This is a genomic window from Sphingobacterium sp. BIGb0165 (genome assembly GCF_024810095.1).
GTDB lineage: Bacteria > Bacteroidota > Bacteroidia > Sphingobacteriales > Sphingobacteriaceae > Sphingobacterium > Sphingobacterium detergens.
This window is the reverse complement of the sequence record NZ_JANUEB010000008.1, coordinates 260,291-281,672: the sequence shown is the minus strand read 5'-3', so window position 1 is coordinate 281,672 and position 21,382 is coordinate 260,291. Positions and strand designations below refer to the sequence as shown.

General features: G+C 35.9%; 23 protein-coding genes. All 23 read right to left on the bottom strand.

Translation table 11 applies throughout. The features are described 5' to 3' along the window. Positions 1–46 precede the first annotated feature (46 nt). Positions 47–790: an SDR family oxidoreductase gene (locus tag M2408_RS19560; protein WP_259185967.1), complete on the bottom strand. Its 744-nt coding sequence runs from the start codon at positions 788–790 to the stop codon at positions 47–49. Beyond that, entirely contained in the window at positions 775–1,683 is a 909-nt protein-coding gene (locus M2408_RS19555) for a Gfo/Idh/MocA family protein (protein WP_259185965.1), read from the bottom strand. The genes M2408_RS19560 and M2408_RS19555 overlap by 16 nt, the downstream gene beginning before the upstream one ends. Next, positions 1,680–2,405, bottom strand: coding sequence for a cytidylyltransferase domain-containing protein (locus tag M2408_RS19550; protein WP_259185963.1), 726 nt, complete (start codon positions 2,403–2,405; stop codon positions 1,680–1,682). The genes M2408_RS19555 and M2408_RS19550 overlap by 4 nt, the downstream gene beginning before the upstream one ends. Continuing rightward, positions 2,402–3,052 carry a hypothetical protein gene (locus tag M2408_RS19545; protein WP_259185961.1) on the bottom strand — a complete coding sequence of 217 codons (651 nt, stop codon included), beginning with the start codon at positions 3,050–3,052 and terminating at the stop codon, positions 2,402–2,404. The genes M2408_RS19550 and M2408_RS19545 overlap by 4 nt, the downstream gene beginning before the upstream one ends. Further along, on the bottom strand, positions 3,049–4,098 hold the full coding sequence (locus M2408_RS19540; RefSeq protein ID WP_259185960.1) for a nucleotidyltransferase family protein: 1,050 nt from the start codon (positions 4,096–4,098) through the stop codon (positions 3,049–3,051). Before M2408_RS19540 ends, M2408_RS19545 begins: the two co-directional genes overlap by 4 nt. Then, positions 4,098–5,261, bottom strand: a complete 1,164-nt coding sequence (neuC, locus tag M2408_RS19535; protein WP_259185959.1) for a UDP-N-acetylglucosamine 2-epimerase — start codon at positions 5,259–5,261, stop codon at positions 4,098–4,100. The genes M2408_RS19540 and neuC overlap by 1 nt, the downstream gene beginning before the upstream one ends. Then, positions 5,261–6,274, bottom strand: a complete 1,014-nt coding sequence (neuB, locus tag M2408_RS19530) for an N-acetylneuraminate synthase (RefSeq protein WP_259185956.1) — start codon at positions 6,272–6,274, stop codon at positions 5,261–5,263. The genes neuC and neuB overlap by 1 nt, the downstream gene beginning before the upstream one ends. Continuing rightward, positions 6,274–6,891, bottom strand: a complete 618-nt coding sequence (locus M2408_RS19525; RefSeq protein WP_259185951.1) for a NeuD/PglB/VioB family sugar acetyltransferase — start codon at positions 6,889–6,891, stop codon at positions 6,274–6,276. The genes neuB and M2408_RS19525 overlap by 1 nt, the downstream gene beginning before the upstream one ends. 2 nt (positions 6,892–6,893) lie before the next feature. Then, positions 6,894–8,036 (bottom strand): LegC family aminotransferase, encoded by a 1,143-nt coding sequence (locus M2408_RS19520; RefSeq protein WP_259185946.1) that lies wholly within the window; start codon positions 8,034–8,036, stop codon positions 6,894–6,896. A 3-nt stretch (positions 8,037–8,039) separates the two neighbouring features. Beyond that, a complete protein-coding gene (locus M2408_RS19515; protein ID WP_259185945.1) occupies positions 8,040–9,227 on the bottom strand; it encodes a UDP-N-acetylglucosamine 4,6-dehydratase in 1,188 nt (395 codons plus the stop codon). A gap of 132 nt (positions 9,228–9,359) precedes the next feature. Then, positions 9,360–9,884, bottom strand: a complete 525-nt coding sequence (locus M2408_RS19510; protein ID WP_259185943.1) for an ArsR family transcriptional regulator — start codon at positions 9,882–9,884, stop codon at positions 9,360–9,362. Between the two features lie 231 nt (positions 9,885–10,115). Next, complete coding sequence (locus M2408_RS19505) at positions 10,116–10,493, bottom strand: hypothetical protein (protein WP_259185941.1); 378 nt, start codon at positions 10,491–10,493, stop codon at positions 10,116–10,118. A gap of 364 nt (positions 10,494–10,857) precedes the next feature. Then, entirely contained in the window at positions 10,858–11,856 is a 999-nt protein-coding gene (locus M2408_RS19500; protein WP_259185940.1) for a mannose-1-phosphate guanylyltransferase, read from the bottom strand. Between the two features lie 6 nt (positions 11,857–11,862). Further along, entirely contained in the window at positions 11,863–12,285 is a 423-nt protein-coding gene (locus tag M2408_RS19495; protein WP_259185936.1) for an adenylyltransferase/cytidyltransferase family protein, read from the bottom strand. Between the two features lie 5 nt (positions 12,286–12,290). After that, complete coding sequence (locus M2408_RS19490) at positions 12,291–12,758, bottom strand: adenylyltransferase/cytidyltransferase family protein (RefSeq protein ID WP_259185934.1); 468 nt, start codon at positions 12,756–12,758, stop codon at positions 12,291–12,293. A 116-nt stretch (positions 12,759–12,874) separates the two neighbouring features. Then, positions 12,875–13,396 (bottom strand): 3'-5' exonuclease, encoded by a 522-nt coding sequence (locus M2408_RS19485; RefSeq protein ID WP_259185933.1) that lies wholly within the window; start codon positions 13,394–13,396, stop codon positions 12,875–12,877. Between the two features lie 119 nt (positions 13,397–13,515). Beyond that, complete coding sequence (locus M2408_RS19480; RefSeq protein ID WP_259185932.1) at positions 13,516–14,280, bottom strand: AglZ/HisF2 family acetamidino modification protein; 765 nt, start codon at positions 14,278–14,280, stop codon at positions 13,516–13,518. Beyond that, positions 14,237–14,905, bottom strand: a complete 669-nt coding sequence (gene hisH / locus M2408_RS19475; protein WP_259185930.1) for an imidazole glycerol phosphate synthase subunit HisH — start codon at positions 14,903–14,905, stop codon at positions 14,237–14,239. The genes M2408_RS19480 and hisH overlap by 44 nt, the downstream gene beginning before the upstream one ends. After that, entirely contained in the window at positions 14,902–16,047 is a 1,146-nt protein-coding gene (locus tag M2408_RS19470; protein ID WP_259185924.1) for an N-acetyl sugar amidotransferase, read from the bottom strand. The genes hisH and M2408_RS19470 overlap by 4 nt, the downstream gene beginning before the upstream one ends. Further along, entirely contained in the window at positions 16,044–17,261 is a 1,218-nt protein-coding gene (locus tag M2408_RS19465) for a glycosyltransferase (protein WP_259185921.1), read from the bottom strand. Before M2408_RS19465 ends, M2408_RS19470 begins: the two co-directional genes overlap by 4 nt. A 162-nt stretch (positions 17,262–17,423) precedes the next feature. After that, entirely contained in the window at positions 17,424–18,128 is a 705-nt protein-coding gene (locus M2408_RS19460) for a hypothetical protein (protein ID WP_259185920.1), read from the bottom strand. Positions 18,129–18,531: 403 nt separating this feature from the next. After that, positions 18,532–19,410, bottom strand: coding sequence for a hypothetical protein (locus M2408_RS19455; RefSeq protein ID WP_259185918.1), 879 nt, complete (start codon positions 19,408–19,410; stop codon positions 18,532–18,534). A gap of 1,456 nt (positions 19,411–20,866) precedes the next feature. Further along, positions 20,867–21,379: an HAD family hydrolase gene (locus tag M2408_RS19450; protein ID WP_259185917.1), complete on the bottom strand. Its 513-nt coding sequence runs from the start codon at positions 21,377–21,379 to the stop codon at positions 20,867–20,869. Between the last annotated feature and the right edge of the window lie 3 nt (positions 21,380–21,382).

The following is a 21,382-nucleotide window of genomic DNA, read 5'->3' as shown; positions in this document are numbered from 1 at the left end:
TCGGATGGCGCTTGTCAATTTAGTAATCTAAAGATGAAATAAATATCTATATCGCTGTCCAGCCGCCGTCAACCATTAAATTGTGTCCCGTAATAAAAGAAGCTTCTTCTGATAACAGAAATGCCACAGGAGGAGCCATTTCTTCCGCTCGTCCCATTCTTTTTAGCGGAGATTTCATTTCATAGCGTTCAATAAACGAGGGATGTTGTTTATCTATTATTCCCCCAGGAGAAACACAGTTAACCCTTATTCCATCTTTTCCAAAATAAGATGCCAAATATCTTGTGAGGTTTATTACCCCGCCTTTTATGGCAGCATATGCTGCCGGAGATGTCCCTCCATATCCTTCATATATGGTGAAATCGTTACCAACGACTCCGTAAATAGAACCAATATTTACAATTGAACCTGATTTTTGCTCTTTCATAACGACCAAAACTGTCTGAGAAAGTAAAAATACCGCGTTCAACTGCATATCGATATTAGATTGCCAAGACGCATAGGGAATCTTTTCAAACTGAAGGCCCCAATCCTTCGTTCTCGGATAAGCGTTATTCACTAAACCGTCTATTCTTCCATAAAAATTCTTGACGTCATCGACCAGCTTAACAATCTGGGACTCATCTGTTAAATCGCAAGCATAAATTCCTTTCGAAAGATCAACGTCATTGTTTATATCCACATCAACTACAACAGCACCTTCATTTCGACAATAATTCACTATATGCTTACCTATAAGGCCGGCTCCACCCGTTACTATAATAACTTTGTTTTCTAATCTTCCAGGCATATCTTTAAAATATTATAAGCTTCAACTATATCATTAAAACCTTTTTCTTTTGATCCTTGCATTACATTTTCAATAAAAAACTCCATCTGCGGCAGATAAGTATCTGTTATCGTTTGTTTTGAGGAAAAAATAAGTTCGTCATTCCATCTCACCTCATTCTTTAACAAATCAACAGAACATTCACCCTCTTCACAAATGACCTCTAGACTTCGCTTTGGAGTTTTTCTATAATAATTTAGAACAACACTTGCTGCAAAATCATCGTATAACATTAAATAATTAGCATAATCATATGCAGAAATATTGAGTGATGAAACATTTGAAAATTCTTTCTTCGTCGATTTTGGAAAACCGAATAACCATATGAGATAGTCAATTTCATGTATTAAATCGATATGCACCCCTCCGCCCATTTCCTTGTTCGCACTATATACCTTTCGAAAATCTACATTTGGCCGCCAATTGGGTAAATATGATCCACAATAAACGTTTACCTCATTTATTCGCTTTCCTTTAATAAACTCACGGACAAATACAAGGCTATCCAAAAAACGAAGATTACAAGCAACATAAGTAGAGATTCCTTTGCAGACAATGGATTGAACAAGTTTATCGTGATTTAAATTGTGAAACAAAGGTTTTTCTATAAACAAGGGTACATTTAGACCTAATAAAGTAGAAATAGTAGACCCATGTTCCGACGTAGGGTTTGAAATTATCACAAAATCAACTTCGGAGACTTCTTTCAGATCAAAGACATTCACCACCCCTTCATCCGTTGTTGATAATCTATTTCGTCGCAATGCGTAGATCATAGCATTCGGCTCAATTTGTCGAATCGCCTTAATGTGTTTCCTTGCTATTGCCCCTAAGCCTACAAACAGTATTTTCATATTAACTGGAATGGTAACTTGTTATTAGACAAAAGGTAGTCCATAAATTCAAAATCGATGGGTGTATCCAAATCAAAACATATATGATCCATATTATATATTAATGACTTCTCTGTTATAACCCCTTTCACCTCTGAGTCAAAAAACGCACGTCGATAAATATAAAAGGATGCATTTAATTCATATACGTCAGGAGCAGTTTGCCTGGATAAAGTCGTAATATCTCTTCTTTTTGATGTTTGGTAAAACCCCGATTCATTTCTTTCCACCATATTAAAATATGGGTTTTTATGTGCCTTATTAACGGAGAATAAAGTAAGTGCATCCTTTTCTCGTTCCATAATCGAAAAGGCCTCTACGACATCCGAAATAGTTCTCAAGGGAGAACTAATATCTAAGTCCAAGACATATTCGAATTTATTTTGATATTTTATCTCTGAATAAGATAAAAGATCACGTATAGCATCGACCTTCCCTGCGCTATCAGAAGCTAAATCCATGGGTCTCCTGTATTCTGTTGGCAGGCCTAGCTGTTCGGCAACATTCTTTATTTCTTCGTCATCCGTGGAAAGCTCTATAGTTACTTCTTTATAGCGTTGTTCTATTTGTTTTGCAAATTGTATACTGTAGTCAATTAATGGACGTCCATTCAATTTTTTTATATTTTTCCGAGGAATCCCCTTAGATCCACCACGAGCACAAAGGCTAACTAAAATTTTCATTGTTTCTTAATATCTTTAAAAATTAGATTCGGAGATTGCCCAAATACAATTGTATCAGATGGAACGTCCTCATCCTTAATATATGCATTTGCAGATATCCAAACATTGTTTCCGATCCTTGATTTTCCGAGTATCTTTGAATTGGAGTACATTTTTACATTATCTCCGATTATAGGGTATACGCCTTTGTTTCCACCTATTGTACATCCCTGCATTGCAAAAAAGTTATTTCCATACTGCGCCCGGCCAAGCACTAATCCCAAGGGGTGTTCAAAAAAGAAGACCGCAGGTAATTCAACCTCCGCATAAATATCAACCGAATGCAATATTTTATTTAAATAATAAAATTTATCTTTCAATTGATGTTTTAACCTGGCAAAAATTTGGCTATAAAAGTATAAATAAATAAGATATTGTCCTGAATGGTACGAGGCAAAAAACACTTTCCCGTCAGCAGAAAAATATTTATTATCAACATTTTGAAAACAATACTCTATTTTTTTTAAAACATCAACATGATATTTTCTAATTAAATCTTCTTCATCTTTAGTTAGAAAAAAAAAGTTTGTTAATCTTTTTAAAAGAATTCCTATCAATTGCTCCTCGTCGACATCACAAAATATATTACAACTTATAAGGTAATTCATAGTTTTATATGTTTAATATCTTCTTGAGCCTTTCTAAAATCTTCATGTTTACCAATATCTAGCCAATAACCATTTATCGGATACGTAATAAGTTTCAGATTCATTTCAATAATACGGTCCATCAAATCAGTGATATCAAAAAATTGATCTTCTGGAATCATTTTTAATATATCCTTTTTTAAGATATATATTCCTGCATTGGAATAGTAGGTGTACCGTGGCTTTTCTTTTAGCGACTTTACTGTATTTGTTTCATTAACTTCTAAAACAGCATAAGGTACATCAACATGATATGAGGTAGCGGCAACCGCCATGTCTGCACCAGAATCTTTATAAGTCCTAAAAAAATCAGCATAATCTATATTTGTCAATAGATCGCTATTCATTACAATAATATCATCATGTTCAAAGTGTTCAACTAAAAGAATTGACCCAATAGTTCCCAGTGGCTTGGCTTCCCTAACATAACGAATGTTCAGGTTCCTTTCAGAACCATCTCCAAAGTAATCTACTAGCTGATCTCCTAGATAATTGATACTTAAATTGACGTTCTTAATTCCTACTTTTTGAAGACGATCAATATTATATTCAATAATTGGCTTTTCGCCTACCTTCAAAAGTGGCTTGGGCGTGGTCTCTGTAAGTGGTCTTAAGCGTTTACCCTCTCCGCCTGCCATTAAAACTGCATCTGCAGGAATTAAAGTAGACCTAGTTCTAAAGTTTAATATATCAACGATTATGTTCTGGTCGTTTAAAATAGGTACAACTTTGAAATGGCTGGCCCTAAATGATTCCAACTTATCTAAACTATACTCCTTTTCCAGTATAAATTTAGGTGAGGGCTGAATAAAGTCTATCAATTTATGATCGAAATCAAGACCTTTAATAAATCCCCGTCGCAAGTCACCATCCGTCATGGACCCCAATAATCTATTTTGGTTATCAACCACAAATAAAATCGCATCAGAAGCCAGTTGATCTAACTTAATTAGTGCATCCCGAACAGTTTCTGTTTGCAGAATAGTATGCTTTTTAACAATATTCATTAGTTATGGTTTATATTGTAAAATTCTTTAACATGTAATTTTTTGAAATCAACAGCGTATAAAATTTTCATAATTTTATCTGATGTTCCTCCATTTCCATATGGATTGACGATATTAGCCCTTAGATTCTGATCCTTCGCAGTTTTGATCTGCTGAAAACAATGTAGAATATCCTCTTCCTCAATAACACAATTTAAGACAGTATCTGCCTGTGTACGCCCCCTCTGTCTATCCCCTATATTTATTGTTGCCGTACCGAGAGAAGGGGCCTCAATGATTCCACTAGAACTGTTTCCAACAATAGCATCACAAATATTAACAACAGATAAAAAGCGTAAGCTGCCAAGAGAAATATAAGCAGAAGCCTTATCCGAATTTTTATAAACAAACTCATCTATCATTTGATTGATGATACGTCCATCCGTATCTGCATTTGCTTTTGTAAAAATAAAATAACTATCCTGTTGCTTCTCAATAGCATTTAACAGTATTTGAAATTGATCTTTCGACGAAAAATGGGACAATGTTTCGGGATGAAATGTTACCTGATAATTGTATTTTTTTAAAGAAATACCAAGATTCTCTTCGAGTTGCTCTCTGGTTAGCAATTGCAAGTCGACAATATTATCCAAACCAATAGCACCTACATTATGCACTTTTTCGGGCTGTTCCCCCATTTGAATTACGCGTTGTCTATATTCTTCAGTCGAGGTGAAATGTAATGCACTTAATTTAGTAATGGCATGTCTTATCGCATCATCATAGGCTCCTTCGGTTATTTCTCCTCCATGCAAATGAATGACCGGAATATTAAAAATTGCAGCAGTTGATGCAACAGATAGCATTTCATATCGATCGCCCAATATTATAATGGCTTCTGGAGTCAATCGGGCAAAAGCTTCGGAATATCCTATCATACCCAACCCCATTGATTTAACAATACCGACCGCAGTATCTGACGACAAAAGCATTTCTACCTTCTCATCAATGTGAAATCCATCCTCCTCAAGAAATCTATAGGTTAAGCCGAATTCTGGAGACAGATGAGCCCCTGTTGCCAAAATTTGTAGTTGAAACTCCCCGCTTTCACGAAGCTTTATCATTAATGGTCTTAATAAACCATATTCCGCTCGAGTCGCCGTTATTACACAAATTTTCTTCATCACAGACAAATTAAATCATCCTCTTCAAAATTTTGTCCAGCAATCTTTCCAATGACCTCATCCCAACACATTGGAGAAATACCAGAGCCAGGGCGTTTTACAGCAAGGTTCTCTTCAGAAAAAATTTCACCTTTCTTTATCGATACTTTTGCAACGATACTTTTTCGTGCGATTGCAATATTTTTCTTCTCTGACTCACTAGGCTCTTTCAATCCAGATCCGGCAATAGCTTGTTCTATATTTCTTATTGCTAAAACCATAGCTTTCAATTCACTCGGTTCCAACGAAGCAGCATGGTCGGGACCTTCCATATGCTTGTCTAAAGTAAAATGCTTTTCTATAACACAAGCACCTAAAGCAACAGCTGCGATCGGCACCTCAATTCCGAGTGTATGATCGGAATAACCTATTTCGGTATGGAATGTGCTCCCAATATGCAACATCGCCTTCATGTTAACGTCTTGCATTGGTGTTGGATATTCCGTATTACAATGCAATATTGTTATATCCTCCTTATTAATGCCTTCTTTTGTAAAGACATCAATAGCTAAACGAATATCCTCCAATGTACTCATTCCAGTGGATAAAATTACTTTATCAAACAACTTTGCTACCAGACGAAGATAAGGCAAGTTCGTAATTTCCCCTGATGGAACTTTTACTAAAGTTAAACCAATGTCTTTCAAATATTGTAAAGAGTCTAGATCAAATGCCGTAGAAAAGAAATTAATATTCTTTTGATTGCAATACTGAATTAGCTTTTCATGATCATCATGTGAAAGTTCTAGCTTTTTTAACATATCTAACTGCGAATCTTTTTCATCCTTTGTATTCTGGATTTGATAATCCGCTTTTTTCGCAGACTTCGCTACTAACTTATCCGCTTTAAAGGTTTGAAATTTCACATAGTCAACACCTGCATCGACAGCCGCATCAACTAACCTGAAAGCATTTTCTAAACTTCCATTGTGATTAACCCCCGCTTCCGCAATAATTATAACTTTATTCTTCATTATCTAATTTTTTTTGCAGGATTCCCAACCCAAACTTCTCCAGTTGATACGTCATTCAAAACGACACTTCCTGCACCAATTATTACATTGTCACCGATGGTTACCCCTTGTTTAACAACAGCGTTAGCTCCAACAAATGTCTTCCGTCCTATAATAACTTGTCCTGCCAGCACGGAACCAGGCGCTAAATGAACGTAGTCTGCTATCTGGCACTCATGTTCAATTATCGCACCCGAATTCACAATACAACAATCACCCATTTGCACACATGTGTTTATAATGGACTGAGGTCCAATATAATTTCCGTTGCCTAATTTCACAAGGTTTGCAATAGTGGAAGTAGGATGAATAACATTCAGGATCTTTTTTCCATTAGCTATAATCCTAGATGAAATGATTTCTCGAATATTATTATCTCCAATCCCTAAAATATAACTATCTGCGATACTCCAATCGAAATTCTCACTTGATTCATCCCCCAAATATTGTAGATCAAAAGGATTCTCTTCCTTTTCGGATAAATCACTATAGAATTGAACATATAAGTCGTTTTTCAAACAAGCATCCAATACGACATAAGAATGTCCAGAATACCCTATAATAGCAATTTTATCCATTTTTATCTAACACTACTAGGGACATTAACTATCCGTTCTTCTAAAAACTCAGCATTTTTTTGCTCATCACGCTGGAAATTGGAATACATGGGCAAACGATGCATTAAATTCCATATTGGACGTGTCATAATTCCAGCATCATTTGTGTACTTAAGAAAATTTTCTCTTTCTACTTTATCTTCCAACTCGACACACATCAACCAATAATTAGCTTTAGCTTCCGGCAATTCTACCCTGAACTTTATCCCTAAATCATGAAATAAATTGGCGTACCCTGCTGCCAACTCTCTTTTATCTGCCAAAAAACCATCCAATTCTTCTAATTGAGCACAGGCTAATGCTGCATTTAGGTTTGGCATTCTAAAATTATATCCTAATTCATCATGAAAGAATTCGTATGGATGAGGTCTTTTCGCGGTAGTCGTTAAGTATTTTGCCTTTTTTCCCAATTCAAAGTCATTCGTTACGATCACTCCTCCTCCTCCAGAAGTAACAGTCTTATTTCCATTAAACGAAAAACCACTTATAAGCCCCATAGACCCCGTATGTTTTCCCTTATAATAACTGCCTAGAGATTCTGCGGCATCTTCAACTACAGGAATCTGCCATTTCTCGCAAACAGCGAGCAATTCATCTAGATGGACAGGAAAACCAAATGTATGCATAGGCATGCATGCTGCAATTCTCCTTCCTGTAGATTTATTAAAACAGCCATCCTCACGAATTTCTCCAAATTGTTCCAAGAATGCCTCTATTGCTTTAGGTGACAATCCCATAGTATCTAAATCGACATCAACAAAAACTGGAATTGCCTGATTATACATAATTGCATTCGCCGTGGCAATAAAAGTTAATGCCTGGGTAATAACTTCGTCCCCAGCTTTAACTCCAGCTAACCTCAAAGCAACTTGCAAAGAAGAAGTTCCATTAACAACCGCAACGGCCTTATTTGTTTGAGTAAATGTTTGCATCATCTCTTCAAACTGATCTACGTAAGCCCCTACTGAAGATACAAATGTGGAGTCAATGGTATCTAAAACATACTTTTTTTCATTTCCTCGAAATCTAGGTTCGTGCAACGGAATGAATTTATCTGTTTTGTATTGCTCCCTTACAAATGAAATAAGTTGATTTATTTTTTCCATTTTTTACATTTTTGCATCTAAATACTTACCTGTTTCTTTATGGCCAAAATCAGGAATCATCTGATTAAAGAGCTCTACTATTTCCTCTTTCCCCCATGTCCCAGAATTTTTCATGGCATTAATCGTGTCCTCAAATAAATTGATCTTATCGATATCCTCATCCAGTGCATTTTTTATGACTCCGAGGTTTTCGAAACGCTCCATATCCAAAGTTTCGGCCGATGTAAAGAATTCCTCAAAATCCTTCTCCCCCGTGGTATCACTTTTTGTAAAGAGACATGGCCATTTCCCTGCTAGGGGCATACTATCGACCAATGTCCTTGCTTCGTCCTCATTATCACACAAATATGGCTCGTAACCGATTTCTTTCAGGTATTGAACAGCAATCTCAGCGAAAGTAATGAGGTGAAGGTTTTCACTCAATTTTGGGAAAAAGATATCACGGTTTTGACCAAATATACATGACATAAGACATAACTCCCCGGACTCTTTCGGTATTACAAAATACCTTTTAATATCATTGGGTGCAACTATAGGTTGGCGTTTCTCAATACGCTTATTAAAACCGTGTAACAGGGAACCGTCGGAAAAAGCAACATTCGCAAAGCGAGCAGTCGAGATATCGATTTGCTTACTTCTACGCATCAGAAACATTTCCATAATTCGCTTAGAAGCTCCCATCATATTAACTGGGTTTGCGGCTTTATCAGTTGAAACACAAAAATATTTTTTAACGCCCTTATCAATGGATTGTTGAATTGTCTTATCTGTATTAAAGATATTAACATCAATCATTCGCATCAGGGTATAAGGGTCTTTTTCACTCCGTACATGCTTCAATGCGGACAAATTCAACACATAATCATAGTCTCCATCAGCATTCCAAAAAGCATCGTATTCTATCGACCCAATATCTAGTGCAAAAGTCTGAAAATCTCCGTCTATATACCCAAAACTACTTCGAATATCGCGAACCAGTTCCACCATATTATTTTCGCTAATATCGACAACATGCAATTTTTTTGGGTTTCTCTTGAAAATTTCTTTTGTCGTCGCCGATCCTATGGATCCCGCACCCCCAATCACCAAAAATTTAGACGAACTAACAATTTCCGTTAGTTCTTTTTCATGCTGTTCAATATCATTATTGAAGAGCTCTTGATTTCTTCCAATTAATTTTAAAATATCCATACGTATAATCTACGATCAATAATTGTCAATTCAAAAAATGCCTGCATCCAAAACACAGCACATCGCTACTTACTCTTTATTTTATAATGGTTCCCAAACACCCTAATTTTCATTCGTAAGAGACATCTAATTTTATGTTCTGGGATAAATCTTACTATTGTTGTCGAATAAAACAATACGATGCCCATCATAGTCCTCGAAATTAACAACGATTTCTTTTTTTAATTTCTTTCCAACTTTATCCGCTAACTGCAATAAATATGCCTGATTTAAATCATTGCCCCAAATTAATATTTCTATATTCCCAGAGTCTATGCCCTCGGCATAGTTTCCAACCAAGCTAACTTCCTGAATATCTCCAGCTTTTTGTAGAATAAATTCAACAACATCATCTATTCCCAAATAGGTATGAATTAATTTTTGTAAAGGCTTAAATAAGGAATGTTTGGTATTGGCTCGGTATACTATCTTATTCTTATCTGTACTTTTTTCTAAATACCCGGCCTCAGACAATTGATTCAGTTCCTTTCGAATTGCATTGGTTGATTCCTGAAATTCATCTGCCAATCCGCGCAAATGTCCTTGATTACTTGCTGACACAAAAAACTTGATCAATAATTTGAGACGAGTCTTGGATGTAATCAATGATTCTAACATTGGCCCTGTTTTAATGAGTAACAAAAGTACTCAATACCACTTACTTCTGCAAATGAAGAAATTGTTAATTAACATAAGCTGCACTCACATTGAAACCTTAATCGGCTCAAACACTTAATTAACAGCTTCTAAAGCTGTTAATTCACGTGGAACATCAACCCGAATTAAATAAAATGGGCACCTAAAGAATAAGGTACCCATAAAAATAAAACAAAAGTTCTGCTGGCACAATCAAGCTTCAGTCTTTTGATAAAGATCCGAAATGGATAACGTCGCTGTAAATAATTCAGGTCTCCTTTCTTCAAAATTCAGAACTCCAGAAATATTTACACGCCCCCCCTTTAGGTCCTCAATCTTTTCAGCTCGCCTGTTAATCTTAAAACGGACAGAAACATCAGATTTCCTATTATCCTTCTGCTCAAATGGAATAACCAAAATCTGCTCTAAATTAACATCCAACGCGGTGTGCAACGGCTTTACTTTTCGGATAACAATATTCTTTAACCGATCATCATTCCGTTCCGCTTTAAAGACAAATACCCCACTTTTGGCATTCCTATCTCCACTATATTGCCCCGGGCGCTCCTGGAACATATAGCTAACAGTCATTCCAACGCTTCGATTAAATCGTTGCTCTTGCTGTTTCTTCCGCCAGAAAAAACATCCTCCTAAAAATAAAAAAATAAATATGGCTATGGTCATCATATCAATATGCTGGTTAAAATTAAATGACTAAAGTGCTGCACATACAGGCGCTCTTAAACAAAACCAAATATCTGATATTACTATTAATTCAACATTAAATCTGCAGGGACAAATAAGGGACATTTGGGAATTTACTAAGAAACAGCGTCCTAATCAGATTACTATTCCTTAACCTAGACCATTTCACAGAAAACAGATTTAATAACATGGACAATGCTGCATAAAACAAAGGAGCCTGATCATACGATAATCAAGCTCCTTTATTAAACTAGTCAATCAGTTTGGATTGATGTCGTTCTAACGTATTGTATATTTTTTTTACGTCCTGTGATTTTTCCTTCTGAAGAACGAGGATAGCATCTTTTGTATGAACAAGGATACTATCTTTTAAACCGACAAAGGCCGTGTAAATATCAGTACCAATAACCATATTGCCATTCTCATCGACAGGATGTCCAGTTAACTTTAAATAATCGTACATTGATTCAAAAGATCCTAAATCAGACCATTGGAAACTGGTGGCGACAACACGAATTTTCTTTGACCGTTCCATAACCGCATAATCGATCGAAATAGAAGGGATCTCTTTAGAGAGCTGTAGATCGAGCTCGTCGTGCTGACGATGTTGCCATGCCGCCAATGCTGTAGCATATACCTTAGGCTCGAAAGTTTGTAATTCCGATAAAAACGTATCTGCCCTGAAACAAAACATTCCTGAGTTCCAAAGAAAATTACCTCGCTCGATAAAGTCTTCGGCAGTATCCTGATTAGGCTTTTCCCGGAAGGACAACACTTTATCATCTTTATATTCTATATAGCCATACCCCGTTTCAGGACGACTTGGTTGAATACCAAATGTGACAATATATCCCTTATTCGCTTTTTCAATACCAGCTTTAATGGCCTCCGCATAAGGTTGATCCCCCACAATCACATGATCAGAGGGAGTTACAATCAAGATATCGTCTGGTTGTGCTGCAAAGGCCGCAAAAGCTATTGCAGCAGCAGTATTACGCGGAGTAGCTTCAACAATATCAATATATTCGATAGCATTGTTTTCCATCACCTCTCGGCTCAGATTGTGATTATCCCGATTCCCAACGACGATAACCTGACCACACAGAGACTGGTTTCGTTTTATGGTCATCTCAAATAATGAGCCTTCTTTGAATAAAGAAAGATATTGCTTTGGATAGCTCTTCCGCGAAAGCGGCCAGAGACGGCTGCCGACCCCACCAGTCAATACAACATGGATAATAGCACTCATAGTATTTTAGTTATTTCCCGCTTCTTTATCGGCTACAACTTTCCGTAGGCCCGCACTAGAAAAACGATGTGTACGCTTATTATAATAAATTTCGATATTCTCTTCTACACAATACGATCTGCCGGTAAAATCAGTATCACGATATTCCTCACCAATAATACGAACCTGAATCGGTAAGGCCTTAATCATATCGATAAGATCTTGTTCTGTTTCATATGGAATGATTTCATCCACATAACGACATCCTTCTAATTGAATATAACGCTCAACGATGGTTTGTGTTGGCTTTGCCTTTTCTGGGAACACCTCAGATGGATCCGTATTGAGCCCGACAATCAAATAATCACAATGTCTCTTTGCTTCCTCAAGCATCATAATATGACCTGCATGTAAAAGATCAAATACACCAAATGTTATTCCGATTTTCATTTTATTCACTTATTAGCATTAAAAAGGGGTTCCTCTCCAGCATTTGCTTTAGCGACAATCTTGCGCAGTCCAGAACTTGAAAAACGATGATCACGGCTATTAAAATATAGCTCTATACCCATTTCTTCGCAATATACTCTCCCTGTAAAACTTTTCTCACGATATTCATCGCCCACGATACGGACATCAATTTTAAATGATCGGAGTATATCCTCCAAATCTTGCTCTGTCGCATAGGGTACAATCTGGTCTACATATTTACAACCTTTGAGCTGAATATAACGCTCCACAACAGTTTGTGCAGGCTTATTCTTTTCTGGTCGATCCAGCGTAGGGTCAGTCTGTAGCCCACAGATTAAAAAATCACACTGCCTCTTGGCATCTTCGAGCATTTTGATATGACCGGCATGCAGCAGGTCAAATGCACTGAATGTAATACCAATTCGCATACTTTTTGCAGGTATGGCTATCATAATATCATTAAAATTTAAATAATAAAGGAAATCCCTCAATTAATATATCAAATATAAAACTTAAAATGAGAACAACCGAAAGCTTCCTTTCGTTCTATATCGAATAAAGGTAAATATCATGCCAAAGAAGGAATATCGGCATGCCTTAAATACAAATTAGCACAAGCACGGGCATCTGAGAGCGCCTCGTGATGATTAAGTTCAATTCCCAAAACTTCACAACAGGCATTTAGCCGTGCGGGCTTAAAACCCTTTCCCTGATAAATACGAAATGTACATTCCCACTTTTCGCTCAAGCCCAAACTTTCATAAGAAAGATTATAATAATTCATTGTTTTACGAAGCACACCACGATCAAATAATTCATTATGAGCAACCATTAACCGGTTATTAATCAGTGGAAAGATCTGGGGGAATAATTCTTTGAAGGTAGGGGCCAGAGCTGTGTCCTTAGGTTTAATTCCATGAACCCGCGTAGTCTGCCACATATATTGATTATTCGGCGGCTGAATCAGTGAATAAAATTCATCAACGATAATACCTTTTTCTACAACAACTAACCCTATTGCACAAGCCGAATTCTGATTGGCTGTAGCTGTTTCGAAATCTATTGCTGTAAAACTTAATCCTGATTGCATCTATAATCCCTCTTAAAATTGGGATAAAAATAAGCCTTTTTTTTGTTTTGCTCAAATAAACAACATTTAGACCTAAAAGATATGAGTATGTGGTTTATTAAACAGATCTACCACAGGCCTTAACGCTGATATAGTCTATCTTTATCTTCCTTTGTTGGATAATTAATCAAAACTGCCTTGTAAACTCCCTTAAATACAAACAAGCTTCCTGCAGCTACACCGATAATTTTGTGCCGATCGATAATATCTCGAATATCTTCCAAAGAACCCGCTCCTCCTAAAACTGTCATTGGGAGCGTTGTTTTCTCACGGGCCTTATCAATCAGCGTTTTATCATAGCCCTTCATCATTCCATCTTGGTCAATTGAGTTAATGATAATTTCCCCAGCCCCCGATCGCTGTGCCTGTTCGATAAATTGGAAAGGGTTGATCCCTGTAGATTTCTTGCCATTATGAGTATAAACTTCATAGCCACCAAAAAGCTTCTTCTTAACATCTAAAACAACAATAACAGATTGCGCTCCAACCCGATCCGCTATTTCGGTTATCAATCTCGGATTTTGTAATGCAGCAGAAGACAACGCTATTTTCTCAATTCCGAGCCCAAATATTCGTTGAGCTTGATCAACGGTTTTCACCCCCCCACCATAACACAACGGCATGCGCGACTGGTTAGCGATACGCTCTATCAAACTGTAATTTGGCTCTAAACCTTTTACCGTTGCATCGATATCGAAAATTGCCAGCTCATCAACAGCCTTTTCATTGAAGATCTTTACAGCGTTAATGGGATCACCAACATATTTTGGGTTTTTAAAATTAACAGTCTTTACTAATCCGTTATCCTGTATAAGCAGGCTGGGAATAATTCTTGGTCGTAACATTTTCTTCTACATTTAACTTTGCAAAATTGCCCAATAGAACTTCACCGTAGTGATGGCTTTTTTCGGGATGAAATTGAATTCCAAATCGATTTTTATAATGAGCGGCTGAAGTATATTCTCCTCCATAGTTTGTGACAGCCAAGATATCTTCCGAACAGTTACACTCAAAGTAATAACTATGCAAAAAATAGAAAATAGCATCTTTTTCAAGCCCATTAAATAATGCCAAATCTTTTATTGGTTTTACATCGTTCCAGCCCATATGTGGCAACTGCGTTACATAGTCTATCTTTTTTCTATCAAATATCTTCACTTGAGCATCTATCCAGCCCAATCCTTCCATCTCACCCTCATCGCTGCTCTTCGCCATCATTTGCATTCCGACACATATACCAATCACCGGAATATCCCCTCCAAGCACCAAGTCATCCAAAGTCTCACGCATACCGGATTGATTCAACTGTGTCATGGCATGATCAAAATGTCCAACACCAGGCAAGATTAACTTCTCGGCTCCAATCAAGTCCGTCCTTGTTTTCGCAATTTTAACAGGTACATCAAGACGTTTGTAAACATTAACAAAGGCATTGATATTTCCGACACCATAATCTACTAAAGTTATCATCTAAATAAACGCTTTTCTATTTTCATTTTTTGCATCATCTTAGCTCCCAACTTGATGATCTCTATCTTACTTTTATAGTTTTTATAGGTCTTATTTTTACCTTCAAAGATCGCCTGCAATTCATCCGGAGTTAAGTCCAGTTTGTTAGCGATATATTCAAATTCTCTTTGCAAGAATTCATCGGAAAGTTCCGGCCGAGATATTCTCTCTAAAGCTTCCTCTCGCGTCATCTGCCCAGTCAGGATCAGCGATGAAAAGTGTGCACGTCGCTTTTCATAACCAAATTTTCGTGGCAGCCAATAGTCCTCGTAAAAACGAGTAAAACGTGACTCATGATGCTTATGTTGAAAAGATTCCCAACCATACCTTTCAAACAACAAATTTTCGGCATCTTTCTTAACAAATGGAATGAGATTGAGGGGTTTGAAAACTTCCATTCCATAGATATAACGATAGTAAATTTTATATTTTAAAATATCGACCAATGGAAATGTTTTTAATGGACGTTTACCAAATTGCCCATGAATGTCTTTTACTAATCGTACATCGATACCCGGGAATCCCCCCCACTCTTCTGGTTCCCGACAGCATTCGGTAGAAAAATTCCCCCCTGTCAGGACATAATTTATTTTGTGTTTCTTAGCGAATTTATATAATGCGGAAAAGAATGCATAATCTTGAGGCAAATCCTGATCCGCAATTTGAGATTTTAAAAAAGCAATTTGGAGATCCTTCATTTCCTCCCAGTTAATTACTTCAGTATAAAGATCTAAGTTAAGTCCATTAATAAGCTTTTCAATATTACCTACCGCTTTATCTGTATTCCAACCTGCGTCCACGTGAAATATTAAAGGTCTTAGACCCATAATTTCTTTTGCGACATAGGCCGCATAAGAACTGTCCAATCCCCCGCTGAGTCCAATAATGCAGTCAAAGTCTTTATTTTTACTGGTCTTTTTTATACGATCAGCGATTTTCATTAACTCCTCAAGTCCACGTTCGTCAGTATGCCAGTTTGGTAAAATATTTTCAATATAGTTTGTATAATAATCACTCTCCCCCTTCTCATTAAAAATGATATTTGGATCCGATGTATCCATTATTGTCTTGGTACATATTTGATATGGCCTTTCTCTTTTCATCTACTACTCTTATTTAATATATCATAATATAGCTCTATATAGTCTTGAAAGCGGTCTTCCTTTTTAAAGTTGTTTCGAGCACGTTCTTTGCAATTACTTGAATAATATGCTTTACCGTTACGTTCAATTTCAAATATCGCTTCGCTTAACGAGGCTGAATCCTTCTGACGGACAACTATCCCAGTACCTGCGTCAACGGCCTCTGAACTTCCCCCTGAGTCAAAGGTAACTACGGGTGTTCCACAAGCCAGCGCCTCCAAATTAGTTGTTGGAAAGGTATCCTCCAACGTTGGATTCACAAAAACATCCGCAGAAGAATAGAAATCAACAAGCTCATCGATATTATTTGTCCTTTTTAAAGCGATAATATTTGGCGGAAGCTCAGCAATTTGACGTTTAGACAGCCCTATTAAGACTATCTGAAACCGATCGGTCAAACTACTTGCCATCTCAATGAAAAATCTCAATCCTTTTCTTGTGTCCCAAGGGTTGGCCACGCCCAAAATTACAAATTTATCTTCAATATTAAACTGTGTCTTAATATTATTACCCGAATATCTAAATTTATCAACATCGATCCCGTTTTGAATCGTTTTAATCCGATGAGAACTAAGAAACGATTTTCGGACTTCCTTCTCTAGCCATTTCGATACAGGCACAATTGTTAAATTCTTTACCGAATTAAATAAACGTTTCTTATCCAAAAAATTCCTGCGAGAATTATCTTTAAAAAATGCTTTGGGATATTCCCCTAATTGAGGACAATGACCACACTCTGTCTGCCATTTGGAACACCCCACCAAATCATAATAAGCACAGTGTCCTGTATAGGACCAGCAATCATGAAAAGTCCAAATGATCGGTTTCCCAAACGTAGCAAGGAAATTAAAAAGCAATTCAATATTTATATAATAACCGTGCAGATGTTGCATATGAATAACATCTGGGTTAATACGTTCTATTTCTCTAATTAACTTTTTAGTAGCTCCAATAGAAAAAAAACCGTGTCTATCAGTGAAGCGTGTCCCTAAGGCATGAATATAAAAATCCACCTTATCACCAATTTTATAAGACGACGATTTGGAAGCCGCTCCCTCCCTGCCATAAGCAATGATACTTTTCCCTCCTTTGGCAAGTACCGCCTCCCCAATTTGCTCAGCAATCCGACCAACAGAGCCTATATTTAACTCACTACTTATTTGAAATACTGTCATAACTTTATATCACAAAATATCCCCACATTAATTATAGACGATCAATGGGAACTATAGTCCCATTAAAACATGAAAATTTCTTGTGGAAAATTATTTTATTAATCACAAAATCAACGCATATCAGGTGAATGAATATTCGCGCTAAATCACTTATTACAAGAATCAAACGCATACCACTTTATCATTTATAGTTCGGTCCGAATCAACATTGTTACCTAAATTAAAAATGAGGAACATTAAGTAATAAATTATTACATCCATAAAGTCAATAAAAAAAACTTGATCGGTAGAACCTCGAATTAAAAGGATTACAAATAATCCCTTATAAAAAATATTCCCTTTTACGAAGAAACATTTCAATATAATAGCAAAGAATATTAGACTAAAAATACCCCAAAAATAATGGGCTGAAAAGAATGAATTATGTAAATTGAAATCAAATCTTTCGAATATAGGATCATTCAATGAAACACCAAAAATAAGTGCCATCGGATCACCGATCATCTTACTCAAATACAGCTGATTAATATCCTCCCTTCCTGTCATATCTACCCCCAATTCAATAAATCGACCGAAAGAAGATTCATATAACTGCATAAGCAATTGATAATTCGTATAAACAAATACTCCTGATACAGCAGTAATAATTAAAATTCGTTTTACTTTAGAAAACGTCGAAATAAAACTAAATTGATAAAAGAAAACGAATAGCAACAACAACAGAGAAACAATAATTCCAGAGCGCCCAACCAACAAAAGAGCTAAGACAGAACAATTCAATGCGGGTAAAATATTGACCTTTTTATTCCAGCGAAAATCTTCTATATAATAATAAATAGTATATAACAGCGCATAAAAGCTTACCATATTTCTACTTCGTTGATATAGAATATAATCAGGATCCACACCACGAAAAATATTAAAATAAATAAACGAACAGTAAATAATCAAAATAAACGCATATATCTCGGGGCCAATCCTACGTTCTAAGTAGAACTGCAAAATTATTCCAAAGAACAGTTGATAAACGATCAAACTACTGTTGACGTAGAAACCCTTAAAAAGAAAACAGATACCGCCAAAAAAAGATAAGACTCCGAAAACACTTGTATAGAAGACATTCCTCGACACTGATCTAAACTCAATACAAAAAACACCCACCAAATAAACGAGCATGACCTGCATAGGAATCAAGCTGGACATGGAAAAACCCAAAAACAGCAAGTGGTATAGTAGAACATATACACTGTACCTATTTAAAGCCGGTAGTTTAAATTGCATCTATAATCGTATTGTTTATATCAGTCAGATAAAGTAATGCACTCGATCCATCATGGTACACAAAAAGCTCCTTTGCAAACCTATGAAACGTTAACAAAATCAATTCCACCATAACATTATTAGATAAAACGAGATCAAACTCAAATTCGCTACTGAATTGTTTAATCCTGGGATGCGGTTTTAATATCAGTAAGGTATCTCCAGTTTCCGAATTTTTTCTATCTTGGAAAAGATGTTCGATGTTTTTGTTATAATCCCAATTTGTGAGATAAAGATAAACTGATTTCCCTTCAACCATCTCTTGATATTCCCTTCTTTCTTCGATTGTAAGGATTTCATCACAAATCTCATTCAAATTGTCGACAAATGGCTTACGAAAACTAAATCGCTGATTTTTAAAATCCGAAACGTGCCGCTTATGTTTGGGGAGATCATATAGATAGATACCTTTCACAAATTTGCTATCACCAAAATGTTCTTTATTGCCTAAAAATTTTAAAAATCGATATAAAATCTTACTCTTACATCTTGCGCTCAACAAGTCATTTCTGTAGCTCCCATATCCCTCTTCATATACAAAAATCTCCTTCGTTTTTATCTTAGATAACATCCAGTTAGTCTGAAGTCCATAATCTGAATCAATAAACAGTTTATCGTTCGCATTGATCACCTTTTTTAAGAACGAAAGCAATTGACGGTAGGAGTCAAAATAAAATTTTCCCTCCCAATATATGCTATTTTTAATCTTTGTATAAAACTCAGCTCCTCCATGGAAATCACCCAGAAATACAAGTGTTTTTCCTCCTTCAACATCAATGTTATGCGCATTACAATACTGTAAAGGGGTGCTTACTAAAAAATAGTTCATTTTTATATTTTAAGAAAGTCAGGATCTTTGATAATACGCATTATTAACGTTATAATGCTATTAATCGAACGCCAATTCAAACTAAGAAAAACTACACTTGAAGCTGCAATGCAATAGGGTATATAATTTTCATTAATAAAAAGAACTGGACACACAACGAGCAACGGAATATACAAACGATAACTACAGCCGAAATCAATGATCTTTAGAAGGGATGCCGATTTTCCCGATAACAAAAGGTAAACTTTATTTGCCAGAATAATATTAAATATAAAATAGGAGAAGGCCGTACCCAAAATTGCGTACGCTAATTCAATCTTAAATATGGAGATCAAAACAAGCGATAAGACAAAGCACATAATCAGTAGGACAAAAGAAACTATCGCAAGATAACGTTCCCCCCTTTTCGCGATAATTAAACTTTGAAAACCGAAACTATTCGCTAATAATACAACTGATATCACAGCCGTTAAAAACGATTTATAGGTACCTTCATAACCTGGCATAAATCTAATAAGGATTGGATAACAGATCAATGAACAATAAAATCCCAAATGAGAGAATGTCAAAAAAGCTTGTCTAACCCGTACAAGTAATTTCATGGATTCCTCTTTCGACAAAACATTAAATCTATTCAATAATTTTGGCCAAATTAAAAATGATAGGGAATCCGTGATCAAGACAATAATATTTGCTATTGAAAATGTAAACGTAAAGAAACCGAACTCCTCTATAGTATAGTACTTACTAACAAGCGAACGCACCGAAATAAAAATAAAATAGAAGCTCGCATTATAGAAAAATAAGGGTAGTGCCAAGACCAAAACCCGCTTCAGAAGTCTAATATCTAAATTAAATTTCACTGCAAATGGCATCCTGAAAATCAAAATAAACAATGCAAGAATGTTAGATAAAGCATAAAACCATAAAATGGATTGAAGGAGATGTTCTCCATTAAAAAAAAGCAATGATGCCAAAGTTCCTAATGGCAAAAAGGACTGCACCAATGAAATAGGGATTAATTGATTATAAACTCTTAAAACATTGGAAAATAGCGCTATAAAATAACCTGATGAAAAAATAACAAGTGTAAATAGGAAAAAACGTTCAAGTTCATATTTCGCCCCAATATGTGACACAAATACCAAAAAAAGATAGCAGCTAAGAGCAAAAATGTTTAAAATAGCAATTAGGAAAACAGAATTTCCAACAATATAAGATATAAATTGTGTTCTGTTTTTGTTAAATGAACAGAACACATTCACGGCATTTGCAATGCCTAAATTAAAATAATCAAAGTATTGAAGCACCAATGATATAAATGCCCATATCCCAAAATAATGCGGTCCCAGTTTTACAGCTAGCAAAAAAGCATTCAGGAATTGTATTCCGAATACAAAGTATTTAGAAAACAAAAATACTAAGGAAGAATTAACCTTTTTAACAGCCGTCATAATTACTGTCTATTTAATTTGACTTTATGCCGAATCAATTCTTTAATCAAATCTTCGCCGATGATATACTCGACGAATTCTCGAAATACTCCCTCTCCACCCTTCTTTTCGCAAATGTGGGAACAAATCTCCTTAATATAACTCGGAGCGCTGGATGGGCATGCTGAGAATCCGACATTTTCCAAAACTTCGATATCATTTAAATCATCTCCAATATAGGCCACGTCCTCTAAAGCGATATTTAATTCTGAACAAACTTCTTTCAGTAACGTTAATTTATCTTTTACACCAAGATAATACCGTTCAATATTTAACTTTATCGCCCGACGTCTGACAATCTCAGTTTGTTCCCCAGTAATGATCACTACCGGAATATCTAAAGCTTTGGCAAAGAGGACTCCCGCACTATCAAGAGTATTAAATTTTTTTAATTCATTGAAATCAATATCATAATACATACCACCATCGGTCCATACTCCATCAATATCTGTTGCTATTAGCTTTGGTAATTTCATTAT

Excerpts from the sequence above, each read along its gene's own strand:
- M2408_RS19560 (WP_259185967.1), bottom strand. The coding sequence starts at position 790 with ATGCCTGGAAGATTAGAAAACAAAGTTATTATAGTAACGGGTGGAGCC.
- M2408_RS19555 (WP_259185965.1), bottom strand. The coding sequence starts at position 1,683 with ATGAAAATACTGTTTGTAGGCTTAGGGGCAATAGCAAGGAAACACATT.
- M2408_RS19550 (WP_259185963.1), bottom strand. The coding sequence starts at position 2,405 with ATGAAAATTTTAGTTAGCCTTTGTGCTCGTGGTGGATCTAAGGGGATT.
- M2408_RS19545 (WP_259185961.1), bottom strand. The coding sequence starts at position 3,052 with ATGAATTACCTTATAAGTTGTAATATATTTTGTGATGTCGACGAGGAG.
- M2408_RS19540 (WP_259185960.1), bottom strand. The coding sequence starts at position 4,098 with ATGAATATTGTTAAAAAGCATACTATTCTGCAAACAGAAACTGTTCGG.
- neuC (WP_259185959.1), bottom strand. The coding sequence starts at position 5,261 with ATGAAGAAAATTTGTGTAATAACGGCGACTCGAGCGGAATATGGTTTA.
- neuB (WP_259185956.1), bottom strand. The coding sequence starts at position 6,274 with ATGAAGAATAAAGTTATAATTATTGCGGAAGCGGGGGTTAATCACAAT.
- M2408_RS19525 (WP_259185951.1), bottom strand. The coding sequence starts at position 6,891 with ATGGATAAAATTGCTATTATAGGGTATTCTGGACATTCTTATGTCGTA.
- M2408_RS19520 (WP_259185946.1), bottom strand. The coding sequence starts at position 8,036 with ATGGAAAAAATAAATCAACTTATTTCATTTGTAAGGGAGCAATACAAA.
- M2408_RS19515 (WP_259185945.1), bottom strand. The coding sequence starts at position 9,227 with ATGGATATTTTAAAATTAATTGGAAGAAATCAAGAGCTCTTCAATAAT.
- M2408_RS19510 (WP_259185943.1), bottom strand. The coding sequence starts at position 9,884 with ATGTTAGAATCATTGATTACATCCAAGACTCGTCTCAAATTATTGATC.
- M2408_RS19505 (WP_259185941.1), bottom strand. The coding sequence starts at position 10,493 with ATGACTGTTAGCTATATGTTCCAGGAGCGCCCGGGGCAATATAGTGGA.
- M2408_RS19500 (WP_259185940.1), bottom strand. The coding sequence starts at position 11,856 with ATGAGTGCTATTATCCATGTTGTATTGACTGGTGGGGTCGGCAGCCGT.
- M2408_RS19495 (WP_259185936.1), bottom strand. The coding sequence starts at position 12,285 with ATGAAAATCGGAATAACATTTGGTGTATTTGATCTTTTACATGCAGGT.
- M2408_RS19490 (WP_259185934.1), bottom strand. The coding sequence starts at position 12,758 with ATGATAGCCATACCTGCAAAAAGTATGCGAATTGGTATTACATTCAGT.
- M2408_RS19485 (WP_259185933.1), bottom strand. The coding sequence starts at position 13,396 with ATGCAATCAGGATTAAGTTTTACAGCAATAGATTTCGAAACAGCTACA.
- M2408_RS19480 (WP_259185932.1), bottom strand. The coding sequence starts at position 14,280 with ATGTTACGACCAAGAATTATTCCCAGCCTGCTTATACAGGATAACGGA.
- hisH (WP_259185930.1), bottom strand. The coding sequence starts at position 14,905 with ATGATAACTTTAGTAGATTATGGTGTCGGAAATATCAATGCCTTTGTT.
- M2408_RS19470 (WP_259185924.1), bottom strand. The coding sequence starts at position 16,047 with ATGAAAAGAGAAAGGCCATATCAAATATGTACCAAGACAATAATGGAT.
- M2408_RS19465 (WP_259185921.1), bottom strand. The coding sequence starts at position 17,261 with ATGACAGTATTTCAAATAAGTAGTGAGTTAAATATAGGCTCTGTTGGT.
- M2408_RS19460 (WP_259185920.1), bottom strand. The coding sequence starts at position 18,128 with ATGGTAAGCTTTTATGCGCTGTTATATACTATTTATTATTATATAGAA.
- M2408_RS19455 (WP_259185918.1), bottom strand. The coding sequence starts at position 19,410 with ATGAACTATTTTTTAGTAAGCACCCCTTTACAGTATTGTAATGCGCAT.
- M2408_RS19450 (WP_259185917.1), bottom strand. The coding sequence starts at position 21,379 with ATGAAATTACCAAAGCTAATAGCAACAGATATTGATGGAGTATGGACC.